The organism is Ruegeria sp. E5, assembly GCF_056534105.1.
Genome location: NZ_JBQFPA010000003.1, coordinates 431,613 through 444,306 on the forward strand (window position 1 = coordinate 431,613; position 12,694 = coordinate 444,306).

The window sequence follows — 12,694 nt, forward strand, 5'->3', positions numbered from 1 at the left end:
GATTTCCCCCTTTGACTCTTCGTCGCGCAACGCGCACCATCGCGCAAAACAATCACAGGGAGTTTCAAGATGTTCACGCGTTTTCTGGCTTCGGCTGCGGTATTGGGGCTCAGCGCCGGTATGGCGGCTGCCGAATACAAGCTTACGATTCTGCATACGAACGACATTCACAGCCGCATCGAGTCGATCAACAAATACGACTCGACCTGCGACGCGGAAGGTGAGGCCGAGGGCAAGTGCTTTGGCGGCGTCGCGCGCCTGAAGACCATGGTGGATTCAAAGCGCGGCGAACTGGCAGATGAAAATGTCCTGCTGCTGGACGCTGGCGATCCGTTTCAGGGCTCGTTGTTCTACACCACCTACAAGGGTGCAGCCGAAGCCGAGTTCATGGAAGCGATCGGCTACGACGTGATGGCGGTAGGCAACCACGAATTCGACGACGGCCCCGCAGGTTTGGCCGCTTTCGTTGACGCGGTCAGTTTCCCAGTGATTTCAGGTAATCTGGACCTGTCTTCGTCGGCGGAACTGAAAGGCAAAGTGGACAACCACGTCGTATTGGATGTCGGCGGTCAGAAAGTTGGCATCATCTCAGCGCTGGCCACGGATACCGTTGAAACTTCGAGTCCCGGCAAAGATGTCGTCTTTCAGGATGAGATCGAAAGCCTTCAGGCCGATGTGGCTGCCCTGCAGGACGAGGGCGTGAACATCATCATCGCGCTGACCCATGTGGGTCTGCCCAAAGATATCGAGATCGCCGAGAAAGTGCCGGGACTGGATCTGGTGGTTGGCGGACACTCGCACACCTTGCTGTCGAACACGGATGAGGACGCCGCAGGTGCGTATCCGACGATGGTTGGTGATGTTCCGGTCGTGCAGGCCTATGCCTATTCGAAATACCTGGGTGAGATCACGCTGACCTTCGACGATGACGGCAACCTGATTTCGGCAGAGGGTGAGCCGATCCTGCTGGACGCCTCGGTCACGCCGGACGCGGATATCGCGGCGCGCGTTGCGGAGATGGGTGCCCCGATTGAAGAGATGAAACAGCGTGTGGTGGCCAATTCTGGCGCAACCATCGAAGGCTCGCGTGATGTTTGCCGTGTGCAGGAATGCGAAATGGGCAATCTGGTTGCGGATGCCATGCTTGCCCGTGTGGCGGATCAGGGCGCTCAGATCGCGATCGCCAACGCGGGTGGGTTGCGTGCTTCGATCGATGAAGGCGAAGTGACCATGGGTGAGGTGCTGACGGTTCTGCCGTTCCAGAACACGCTCTCGACTTTCGAGATCAGCGGTCAGGGTGTCATCGACGCGCTTGAAAATGGGGTGAGCCAAGTTGAAGAGGTCAAAGGCCGCTTCCCTCAGGTGGCAGGAATGACATTTACCTGGGATCCATCGGTTGCCCCGAATGAGGGCCGGATTGTTGAGGTCATGGTCGCCAAGGATGGCGGTTTCGAAGCTATTGATCCCGCGGCGACATATCTGGTGGTGACAAACAACTATGTCCGCAATGGCGGCGATGGTTACTCTGTGTTCTCAGGTGATGACAAGAACGCCTATGATTTCGGGCCTGATCTGGCGGATGTTACGGCGGAGTATCTAGCCGAGAACGCCCCGTATCAGCCTTATCTGGACGGGCGCATCAAACAGAAGTGATGTGACCGGAGAAGCAAAAAAAGGCCGTCTCTCGGGGCGGCCTTTTTTTGGTCAATCGAACCTGTATTCGGGCCACAACGCCTGATCCAGCCCATCCAACATCGGCTGAATTTGATCCGCAACCTCTTGCCAGCCACCAATTGACCCGGTTGAGATTTTCTTGCGCACCTGATCGGTGCTGGCGGTGCGGACTTTCATGGTATTTTTCTCAGGGGTCATCATCCGCTCATCCCAGTCGATACCGCAGAAGGCGGCGACTTGTTGGATACAGGTTTTGGGGTCGACTACCAGGTCCTCATATCGAACCGTCAGAATACGATCACCGAACAGCTTTTCCCAATGAGAAAGATAGCACCGGTACAGGTTGGCTGAGTGGGCAATCGATTCAAGATTGGATGCATAGCGCATACCCGGTGAGTGAAAACGCCTGATCCATTTTGATAGCCCCACATCCCTTGGATCGCGCAACATGTTGATCACGCGGGCATTCGGGAACGCTGACATTATGAAGCCGAGCCGCTGATAGTTATGTGGCATCTTGTCAACGAATGCGGTCGAACTTTCGGGTAAGGGTGGCATCAGCCTGCGAAACTCTGCTGCACATTCAGCAGCTGCGTCTGCGTCAAATGGTTTGCCGCTCTCTCTGACCTTCTGGGATAATTCACCTGCAATCGTCAGCTCTCCGCAGCCGGCGATATCCGGTGCCGAACTAAGCATCATTTCCATCAGTGTTGTGCCTGATCGTGGCTGTCCGACCACGAATATCGGCTTGGGCCCATCGCTTACGCCTGCTGTCGCAGGGGGTACATTCAGGGGAAAAAACGCGCTGATTTCTTTGAACCGTTTCTCTTCTTGCGTACTGTCATAGGGATTCACGTTGTGTTGAATGGCATTGGCCCGCGCAAAGTGGGGGAGCGCCGAGAACAGCCCATCACGTTTGGAGATCAAGTGCGCCTTTGCGAATTCAAGCACCGAGTTGGCGTGATCACTTTCTGAAATTGCGGTGTCGACAGCACGCGCAAGGCTCTCGGCATGGTCATTGTCCACCATTAGAGACATTTGGTAGAGTGCCGCCGCGCAAAACTTGTTTCTCTCGAGTACAGCGCGCAAAATGGTTTTTGAGCCCTCTTTGTCGCCCGATTGATACAAGTCTACGGCTTTTGACAATGCGATTTTTTCATTTTCAGATGCGATCCCATAAGCGCGGGCAATGTCCTGAGAGCTGTGATCGGAGAATCCGACCTCTCCGTAGGCGCGGGCCCGCAACCAAAGCAAATCTGCATTGTCAGGGTCTTTTTCCAGTTTGTTCGTCGTATGGTCGATGATCAGGCGCCAATTCTGTCCCTTGAGTTGAATTTCATCAATGACGCGGACCAGTTCTTTGTTATTCGGGAAGCGTTCAAGTTTCTGCTCGGCATAGGATAGCGCACGCGGAATTTGACCTGTCTGCATTAACGCGTTGGCGAGGTTTTCGACAAATTGAGCATCGTCCGGTTTCATTCGCGATGCTTCAGCGAAGTGTGGAATGGATTGCTTGTACCGCTTCATCTCGGTCAGGACAAAGCCTGCGATTGCTTGGTAATCGGCATCCTTGGGGTGTTTCTTGATGCCAAGCTGCGCTTTTTTCAAGGCCTGCGGCAACTTCCCTGTCTCCAGATCAGCCAATGCTTTGCTCTTGAGGGAATTTGCGGTCTGCTGTGCCATTTGTGCGCACGTCCCATGCCAATAAGAAACCAGTATCGATGGTTCATTACCCAAGCGAAGATGGTTTGCAATGGCTGTTCAGTATTATGGTCTGGTACCTTCAACGGCGGCTTGGGTTTTCTTCCGGCACCATGCGGGATAGACCGTTGATATGGTTTTGAAAGTCTCCAGCCTGCAGCAATTCTACAACTACACGTTTGATACGATTATCGACGTGCGTAGCCCGGCTGAGTTCGCCGAAGACCATATGCCGGGCGCTATCAATCTGCCGGTTCTGAACAATGAAGAACGGGCACGGGTCGGTACTATCTACGTCCAGCAAAGCCCGTTTCTGGCCCGCAAGCTGGGTGCTGCGCTGGTGTTTCGCAACGCGGCAGGCCATATCGAGGATCACCTGAGCCATCATGAGGGCGACTGGAAACCGCTGGTCTATTGCTGGCGTGGCGGGCAGCGATCAGGATCATTTACCTGGATGTTGCAACAAATCGGCTGGCGCGCCGAGGTGGTTGAAGGCGGCTATCGCAGCTATCGCCGACTGGTAAAGCAGTTCCTCTATGATGAAGTGTTGTCATATCGATTGGTCGCGCTGGATGGCTATACCGGGACGGCTAAGACGGACTTATTGGGTCATCTAAAGGCGCAAGGCGCGCAAGTCCTGGACCTTGAAGGGCTGGCCAATCACCGAGGTTCATTGCTGGGCGAAATGCCGGGCGGGCAACCCAGTCAGAAAGCCTTCGAATCCGCGCTTGCCGCTTCCTTGGGCGAGCTGGATGCAGCGCGTCCGGTGGTTGTTGAAGCAGAATCATCCAAGATCGGAAACCTGATCCTCCCGCCCAGCCTGTGGTCGGCCTTGTGTTCTGCACCTCGCATCCAGATCACAGCACCGATTGCTGCGCGCACCGCGTATCTGGTGTCTGCCTACGATGACATCCTGTCGGATAGCGAACGGCTACGTGATCGATTGTCTCCACTGCGCATTCATCGCGGTCATGAGGTTGTGGATGGTTGGCTGGAATTGATCAATGCCGGCGACAAGCGTGGACTGACACAGGCATTGATGGAACAGCATTACGACCCGGCCTATGCCAAATCGCGTAAGGCGCAGCGTGCCGAAGTGATCGCGCAGATTGAGGCACCGTCACTTGATGATGCCGGGCTGTCGGCCACGGCGGCTCGGATCAAGAATGTTCTGGATCAGCTGTGAACACGCAGGCCTGTTGTCGCGTCGATGTGACCAATCAGGGCGGCAGGGTAACCGGCGGCACGTAGTTCCGAGCATACTTGCTCGGCTTCGTTGGCATCGACGGCCGCCAAGAGACCTCCCGCAGTCTGAGGATCGAATAATAAATCCGCCTTGCCGCCGGTCGGAAGGCCTAGGGCGATGGCACGGTTGTCGGTGTAGATTGTAGATCGAATGCCCTGATCACTGAGCTCTGCCGCACCTTCCAGAGCTGGAATCGCGTCCAAAGACAGGGTTGCCCCGCAGCCAGATGCTTCGCATACCCCTTGCAGGTGACCCGCCAGACCAAAACCGGTGACATCCGTCATCGCATGGGCATTTTTCAGGATGCGGGACGCCTCACCCTGCGGCTGTATCATTTGCGCGAAAGCTGCCGCGACCCAGGCGCCTTCCGCCTTGCCCGCCATTTCGGCCGCCATCAAAACACCGCTGCCCAACGGCTTTGTCAGGATCAAAGCGTCATTAGGTTTTGCGCCACCCAGCGTGATCGGTTCAGCATCACAGAGCCCGGTCAGAGTGAACCCGATGGTCATTTCGTCACCCATTGAGCTATGGCCGCCGACGATCTCAGCCCCGGCTTGGTGCATGACGTCGCTGGCAATATGCATGATCTCAGCCATTGTGCGCTGCGGCAACTCAGCTGACATGCGCGGCAGGATGATCGTTGCTGTGGCAGCCTGCGGACGAGCGCCCATTGCCCAGATATCACCAAGCGCGTGGACAGCGGCGATACGCGTCATCAAGGCGGGATCGTTGGTGAAGCTGCGTAAGTGATCCGATGTCATAACCTGTCGCGTGCCACCGGTTAGCAGCACCGCCGCATCGTCACCGGGCAGGGGTGTAATGTCGGGCCTGTCGAGCTGCGGCAACTCCTGCAATGCGGCCCGCAAAGCGCCTCGACCCACCTTTGCACCACACCCGCCGCACATTGGTTTTTCTCCCAACGCCTCTTGCAGCCCTGCTGCGTGATGACGGGGCAATGCGGTGGTGGGCATTTGGGGCAGTTCACGGAACCGGTTCATGAACTTCTGATCGATATGGTTTTTCCATTGCCACATGAGCGGCCCGCTGAATGATGTTCCCAATCGCTCGGCCAGTGCGGATTTTCCACCCAGAGAGATGAGTTTCAGGTAATCCTTCTGCGGCATATAGCGCCGCATTTTCCCAGACCCTAGCGCGGCGCGCAAATTGTCATACAATATTGGTGCCTCGCGCACTGCGTAGACCCCTGCCTTGGGGCGCGGGTTCTCGGACAGATGGGCGCAATCTCCCGCGGCGAAAATCGCCGGATCGCTGGATTGCAGGGACGCGTTCACTTTGATGAAACCGTCATGCAGCGCGAGGCCGGTATTGGATATCCACTCATAGGGCCGCGCGCCTGCAGCACCGGTGATGAAATCGGCTGGTATCTGGCGACCGTCCGTTAGCTCGATTTCGCCCGCAGAAATCTTCTGGATTGATGTGTTTTCCAGAACTTCGATCCCCAGGTGCGCCATCGCCTGCCGGATGGTGGCGGATGCCTTCGGGACAGTCGCTGTAAGGGCTGTTGCACTGTCGATCAACGTAACCTGCGCTTCACGTCCTTTGGAACGCAGTGCATGGGCCATCGCCATGACTAGCTCTACTCCCGCAACGCCACCACCGATCACCGCGACCGAGGCGCGGCCCGTCCCTGAAAGATAGCTTTGCCATTGCGCGGCGAAGAGGCCGAGCGGCTTGGCCGGAACGGCATGCTCGGCGAATCCCGGCAATGCTGGCATATCCGAGGTGATCCCGACATTGACCGAGGCCACGTCAAACGCCACCGGCGGGCGTCCGGGCACATGGATTTGGCGTGTGTCCGGGTCAATACCTTCAACTGCGCCCAGTATCACCCGCGCACCGGCAAAGCGGGCCAGACGCACCAAATCAATATCAAGCTCCCACCGCTGATAGTGACCAGCGACAAATCCTGGCAACATGCCCGAATAGGGTGCGGTGGGACCGGGGTTTATCAACGTAACCCGCGCGCCGGACAGCGGTTTCATGCCCCATTTGCGCAGCAGCAGCGCGTGCGTGTGTCCTCCGCCTATCAGAACCAGATCGCGGGTTAGGGGCAGCAGAGGTGTGTGCATGGGTCTCAGTTCGTACTGTGGTCCGGGACGTCCTCGACCTGTTCGACCGCGTGGGTGGCCCAAAGCTCATCCTCGCCTGCGTCTGGCAGATCGCTGGGCTTTTCATGGCGATGAATGTGCCATTTGGCAATGAAAAGGGCCGTGATCGGGGCCGTCAGGAACAGAAAGAGCGTGATCAACAACTCGTGCATCGACAGTTTGCCCTCAAGCAAAACCGAATGCGCGATCGAGGCCAGCAGGACGCCGCCCACGCCCAGCGTAGTTGCCTTGGTGGGTGCGTGCAGGCGGGACATGGGGTCTTTCAGCTTGATCATGCCGAATGATCCGACAAAGCCGAAAATGCCCGATACGATCAGGAAGAATGCGATGAGCAGTTCGAAGATAAAGGTCATGCCACGCTCATTCGATGATATTGCCACGCAACATAAAGCGCGCATAAGCCACGGTTGAGACAAAGCCGAGCATGGCGATGATCATGGCGGATTCAAAGAAGATCTCGGTCTCGATACTCAAGCCGTAAAGGATAAGCAGAGCAATGGTGTTGATCACCATGGTATCTAGGGCCAGAACACGGGTACCGACACCGTCGGCAGTAATGATACGCCACAAGCACATCATGATCGCAGCGCCGAAGCAGGCAAAAGCAAAGTAGATCGCATAGGTGATCATTCGAAAATCTCCTTCAGGCGGCGCTCATAGCGTTGTTTGATCTGGTCGCGCACCTCTTCGGGGTTCGGTGCATCCAGACAATGAACCAGCAGGTAGTGCCCTTGTGCGGACAAATCGCAACTGACGGTGCCGGGGGTCATGGTGATGGTTCCGGCCAGAACTGTGATGGCCTCGGGCGTGCGCAGTTCCAGCGGCACGCTGACAAAGCTTGGCTGGCGGTCTGCGTCGCGTTTGAACAGGATGATCCGGGCCACCGCGATATTGGCCATCACGATATCCCATAAGACAACCAACATGTATTCCGCCACCATCGGCCAATTGCGCAGTTTCGGGCGATCCGGCCAATAGGGCTGAGTGATAAACGGAATGATGATGCCCAGTAGCAGGCCAAAGACCACCGAGTTCAAAGACCCGGTGTTTGCCAGAAACACCCACACCAGTGTAAGTAGTGCGGTCAGATGGGGATGCGGAAATATACGGTGCAGAAGCTTCATCATTCTTCCCCTCCCAGCACGGCCGAAATGTAATCTTCCGGCGCGAACAGTTGCACGGCCGTGTTGCTGGCATATTGCAGCGCCGGACCTGCAAACAGTGTCAGCAGCACAAGTCCCAGAACCGCGCCGAACACCGAAGTAAAGGCGAGGCCCGGATAGGGCTCGGGCGCGGTTGGTGGGCTGGCTTCTTCGGTTGGCTCAGGCGTAACATTATGTTGGGCGTCGTGACTTTTCCAGAAGATCAGCGTTCCCGCGCGGGCCAGACCCACGATTGTGACGAACGACCCGATCAAGATCACGGCCCAGACCGCATTTGCATCGGGCGCGCCACGTGAGGCGTCCAGTACCAGCAGCTTGCCCACAAAGCCCGATAGCGGCGGCATGCCAGCCATCGCGATGGCGCCGACAAAGAACAGGGCTGAGATCAGACCGGATTGCGGCATCGGCGTCGAAGGGGCTATGGCTCCGCCACGGCGCTCCATTACCATGTCCGCGACTAGGAACAGCAGCGCCGTCGCCAGCGTCGAATGGAAGATATAGTAGAGCGCTGCCGCCGTCGCGGCCTCGCTAAACAACGAGATCGCAATCAGCAATGTGCCCATCGACGCGATGGCGCAAAAGGCCACCATTCGCGCGATATGTTGCGAGCCCAGAATGCCAATAGCGCCAACGGCCAATGTCAGCAGCGCTGCAGGTTGTAGCCAACTACCGACTAGCCCTTCGGTTGCGGCTACATTGGGCCCAAAGACCAGCGTATAGACCCGCAGGATCGAATAAGCACCGACTTTGGTCATGATCGCGAACAGCGCCGCAACGGGCAGCGGCGCATTTGCGTAGCTTGCAGGAAGCCAGAAATGCAGTGGCAACACTGCGGCCTTGATACAGAAAACCAGTAATAGCAAGACTGCTCCAACCCGCAGCAAGGCGGTGTCTTCGGGTGGGATATCGGCCACGCGAACGGCCAGATCAGCCATGTTGAGCGTGCCGGTCACAGCATAAATCGTACCCAATGCAAACAGGAACAAGGTCGAGCCGAGCAGGTTATAGGCGACGTACTGAACCCCGGCCTTCAACCGCACTGCGCCACCTGCATGCGTCATGAGGCCGTAAGAGGCAATCAGCAGGACCTCGAAAAACACAAAGAGGTTGAAGGCGTCGCCGGTGAGAAAAGCACCGCAGACACCCATTAGCTGAAAATGGAGTAGAGCATGGAAGTGTTTGCCTCTCTCATCCCAGCCAGAGCCGATGGCATAAAGGACAACCGGCAGGGCCAGCAGGGCCGTCAACAACACCATCATGGCCGAAAGTTTGTCCAACACCATTACGATGCCGAACGGTGCGGGCCAGTTGCCGAGCTCATAGACCTGAACCTCGCCACCCGATGCCTGGGCGGTAATGGTCAAGGCGATACCCAGCAATCCCACGACGCCGGCGACCGAGAAGATGCGTTGAAGGTCCAAATGATATCGCAACACCATAATGATAAACGGGGCCAGGATCGCGGGCAGGACGATCGGCGCGACGATCCAATGGTTCATGCGTCTTCTCCCGGCGCGTCCACGCTATCGCTTGCGCTCATATCGATATGGTCATCCTTCGAGGACAGATAGGCGGACAGCGAAATCATCACGATCACCGCCGTCATCCCGAATGAGATCACGATGGCCGTCAACACCAGCGCCTGCGGTAGCGGGTCGGTATAGGGGACATCTTCATATTTGTTCAGAACGGCAGGTGCGTTCAGCGCCAGCCGCCCGGTGGCGAATAGGAACACGTTCACCGCATAGGTGATCAGGGACAGGCCCAGAATGACTGGGAATGTACGACGGCGCAGGATCAGAAATATCCCGGCGGCGGTCATCACGCCGACTGCAGAGGCTACGAGCGCTTCCATCAGGCCTGCTCCTTCTCGTTATCTTCATCCTGAGGGCTATCCCGCAGCGGGTTGATATCCATCGGGAATTCTTGTGCCATTCCCGGCTGCCACGCGAAGCGCGACAGGCTGTCGAGCGCCAGCATCACAGCGCCCAGTACCGCAAGGAAGACGCCGGTATCGAACAGAATCGCGGTGGCCCATTCGAATTCTTCCAGCGGGGGCCAGTGGATATAACCGAAATCGCTGGTCAGGAACGGGCGTTCATTGAACCATGCACCCAGACCAGTGGCAGCGGCGATCAGAACGCCCCAACCGATGGTGCCGTGATAGTAGAACCGCTGCCGTTCAATCGCCCAGGTATAGCCGCTGGCCATATATTGCATCAGGAAGGCGATCGCGACGATGAGGCCTGCGATGAAGCCGCCGCCGGGCTGGTTGTGGCCTCGGAAGAAGATATAGGCCCCGACCATTAATGCGATGGGCATCATCACGCGGGTGACGACCACCATCATCAATGGGTGAGAGTCACCCGACTGCGGCCAATGTGGTTTACGGTTCAGCAGGTAACTGCGCACATTGGTGCTCAGCACTGCTTCGGTCAGGGCGTAGATGATCAGGGCTGCGATGCCCAGCACGATGATCTCGCCAAAGGTATCAAAACCCCGGAAGTCTACGAGGATCACGTTCACGACGTTGGTGCCACCGCCACCTTTGTACGAATTGGCCAGATGGAATTCCGAGATCGTAGGGAAAGCAAAATCCCGCATCATCAGCGCATAGATCAAAGCGCCTGAGCCGATCCCGGCAACCACCGAAATTGCCGCATCACGCCAACGCCGTGCCGCGCTGCTGTCCCAGGGTGTATCGGTCGGCAGAAAGTTCAGCGACAACAACAGCAGGATCATCGTCACCACTTCGACCGAAATCTGTGTCAGCGCCAGATCGGGGGCAGATAGGTAGTTGAATGCCATCGAAACGATCAGGCCAACCACCCCGATCAACACCAGCGACAGCAGGCGGTTGCGGTGGAACCACATGATCGCCAGCGTCGCACCCACCAGACAGATCCAGCCGATGATCGGGATGACCTGAGCCTCAAGCGGTACGCGTGTTTCAACGCCAATGGTGCCGGTGGTGTAGGCGTAGTAGCCAAGCCCAACGACAAAAGCCACGAAGATGATCGCATATCGGCTGAGCACACCATTATGCAGCTCGTCCGTAATCCAGCGGCTGAGACGGGTCAGCGCGTCGATGATTGCCTCGAAGATCGCCTTTGCCTCGGGCCGGGGCAGGGCGTTCCATATCTGGTCGCCGCGTTTGTGCAACGACAGCAGGAACAGGCCTCCCAGCGTCGCGACCACCGACATGTAAAGCGCAGGTGTAAAGCCGTGCCACAGTTTCAGCGAGTAATAAGGCAGCTTCTCGCCCCCGATCACGGCGCTGGAGACAACCGCGACAAGCGGGCCAACGATGGCAGCAGAATAGAGGCCGATTAGGACGACCAGCACCACAAGGAACGCCGGCGCCAACCAAAGACCGACAGGCGGGTCATGCGGATGCGCGGGGTAATCGTCCCGCTCGGGCCCAAGGAAGACATGGCTGACAAAGCGAAAGGAGTAGGCCGCTGAAAATAGCGCAGCCAGAAGCGCCAAGCCGGGTACCAAGTAAGGCGAGTTAAGCCAAGTCGTGTGGACTGTCTCTTCCAGCATCATCTCTTTCGAGAGGAAACCATTCAGCGGTGGCAGACCGGCCATCGACAGGGCAGCGATGGTGCCGATAGTAAACGTGATCGGCATCAGATGCCGCAAACCACCCAGCCGTTTGACATCGCGTGTGCCGGTCTCGTGGTCCACGATCCCGGCGGTCATGAACAAGGCCGCCTTGAACGTCGCGTGGTTGATGATGTGGAAGACGGCTGCAACAGCGGCGATCGTCGTGCCAAAGCCCAGTAGCATCGTCACGAGACCCAGATGGGACACCGTCGAAAACGCCAACAGCGCCTTTAGATCATCCTTGAACAGCGCAATCACGGCACCCAGCAGCATGGTGATCAAACCGGTAGTGGCGACGATGTAGAACCACGCATCCGTACCCGCCAGAACCGGCCACATCCGGGCCATCAGGAACAGGCCTGCCTTCACCATTGTGGCCGAGTGCAGATAGGCCGACACTGGCGTCGGAGCCGCCATCGCGTGCGGCAGCCAGAAATGGAACGGGAATTGCGCCGATTTGGTGAAACAGCCAAGCAAGATCAGGATCAGCGCAGGAAGGTAGTACGGCGAGGACTGGATCAGCTCTTTGTTCTGCAGAATGACACTCAGGTCATAAGATCCCACGATATTGCCGAGGATAAGCATCCCTGCGATCATCGCCAGCCCGCCCGAACCGGTCACGGCCAAAGCCATACGCGCGCCTTGACGACCCTCGGGCAGGTGCTTCCAATAACCAATCAGCAAGAATGAACTGAGCGACGTAAGTTCCCAGAATATTAGCAGAAGCAGGATATTGTCAGACAGAACAATTCCCACCATAGCGCCCTGAAACAGCAGCAGGTAGGTATAGAACTGCCCCATCGGATCCTCGCGCGACAAGTAGAATCGTGCGTAGAGGATGATCAGAAGACCGATGCCCAGGATCAGCAGGGCGAACAAAAAACCCAGGCCGTCCAGCATGAAGTTCGCGTTTAGGCCAAGCCCGGGTATCCAGTCGAACCGCGCGGTCACAACATCACCGCGCATGACGCTGGGAATGTGGATCAGCAATCCCATCAACGCGAGGAAGGTGGTCAACCCAGCCGCTGATGCTGCTGCGTTTCGTCCTGCCCGGATCAGGAGGGCCGGAAAGACAGCTCCGAGGAAGGGAAGGGCCGCGATAAGGAATAGGGACAAGTGCGATACTCCGGTCTGTGCGGTCAATATGACTGAATTACTAGGGATAATTTATT

Annotated in this window: 10 protein-coding genes; 2 read left to right on the forward strand and 8 right to left on the reverse strand. The window is 57.2% G+C overall.

Annotated elements, in window-relative coordinates:
- Positions 1-69 precede the first annotated feature (69 nt).
- The gene (locus tag ACR0BI_RS14085; RefSeq protein ID WP_480562353.1) at positions 70-1,653 is read left to right on the forward strand and encodes a bifunctional metallophosphatase/5'-nucleotidase; all 1,584 of its coding nucleotides are present in this window, start codon (positions 70-72) and stop codon (positions 1,651-1,653) included.
- A gap of 51 nt (positions 1,654-1,704) precedes the next feature.
- Here the strand turns inward: ACR0BI_RS14085 and ACR0BI_RS14090 are convergent, their stop codons facing one another.
- Positions 1,705-3,357, reverse strand: a complete 1,653-nt coding sequence (locus ACR0BI_RS14090; RefSeq protein ID WP_480562352.1) for a tetratricopeptide repeat-containing sulfotransferase family protein — start codon at positions 3,355-3,357, stop codon at positions 1,705-1,707.
- Positions 3,358-3,508: 151 nt separating this feature from the next.
- Here ACR0BI_RS14090 and mnmH point away from each other — a divergent pair, with 151 nt between their 5' ends.
- Positions 3,509-4,561: a tRNA 2-selenouridine(34) synthase MnmH gene (gene mnmH, locus ACR0BI_RS14095; protein WP_480562351.1), complete on the forward strand. Its 1,053-nt coding sequence runs from the start codon at positions 3,509-3,511 to the stop codon at positions 4,559-4,561.
- Here the strand turns inward: mnmH and selD are convergent.
- The 7 genes from selD to ACR0BI_RS14130 are packed head-to-tail and all read right to left on the reverse strand — an operon-like array spanning position 4,552 to position 12,638.
- Positions 4,552-6,711 carry a selenide, water dikinase SelD gene (selD, locus tag ACR0BI_RS14100; RefSeq protein WP_480562350.1) on the reverse strand — a complete coding sequence of 720 codons (2,160 nt, stop codon included), beginning with the start codon at positions 6,709-6,711 and terminating at the stop codon, positions 4,552-4,554. The genes mnmH and selD overlap by 10 nt on opposite strands.
- Before the next feature lie 5 nt (positions 6,712-6,716).
- Complete coding sequence (locus ACR0BI_RS14105; RefSeq protein WP_170401276.1) at positions 6,717-7,103, reverse strand: Na+/H+ antiporter subunit G; 387 nt, start codon at positions 7,101-7,103, stop codon at positions 6,717-6,719.
- Between the two features lie 7 nt (positions 7,104-7,110).
- Positions 7,111-7,380: a K+/H+ antiporter subunit F gene (locus ACR0BI_RS14110; protein WP_170391889.1), complete on the reverse strand. Its 270-nt coding sequence runs from the start codon at positions 7,378-7,380 to the stop codon at positions 7,111-7,113.
- Positions 7,377-7,874: a Na+/H+ antiporter subunit E gene (locus tag ACR0BI_RS14115; protein WP_170392908.1), complete on the reverse strand. Its 498-nt coding sequence runs from the start codon at positions 7,872-7,874 to the stop codon at positions 7,377-7,379. Before ACR0BI_RS14115 ends, ACR0BI_RS14110 begins: the two co-directional genes overlap by 4 nt.
- On the reverse strand, positions 7,874-9,412 hold the full coding sequence (locus tag ACR0BI_RS14120) for a monovalent cation/H+ antiporter subunit D (protein WP_170420919.1): 1,539 nt from the start codon (positions 9,410-9,412) through the stop codon (positions 7,874-7,876). The genes ACR0BI_RS14115 and ACR0BI_RS14120 overlap by 1 nt, the downstream gene beginning before the upstream one ends.
- The gene (locus ACR0BI_RS14125) at positions 9,409-9,768 is read right to left on the reverse strand and encodes a Na+/H+ antiporter subunit C (RefSeq protein ID WP_170391885.1); all 360 of its coding nucleotides are present in this window, start codon (positions 9,766-9,768) and stop codon (positions 9,409-9,411) included. Before ACR0BI_RS14125 ends, ACR0BI_RS14120 begins: the two co-directional genes overlap by 4 nt.
- Entirely contained in the window at positions 9,768-12,638 is a 2,871-nt protein-coding gene (locus ACR0BI_RS14130) for a monovalent cation/H+ antiporter subunit A (protein ID WP_170420921.1), read from the reverse strand. Before ACR0BI_RS14130 ends, ACR0BI_RS14125 begins: the two co-directional genes overlap by 1 nt.
- Between the last annotated feature and the right edge of the window lie 56 nt (positions 12,639-12,694).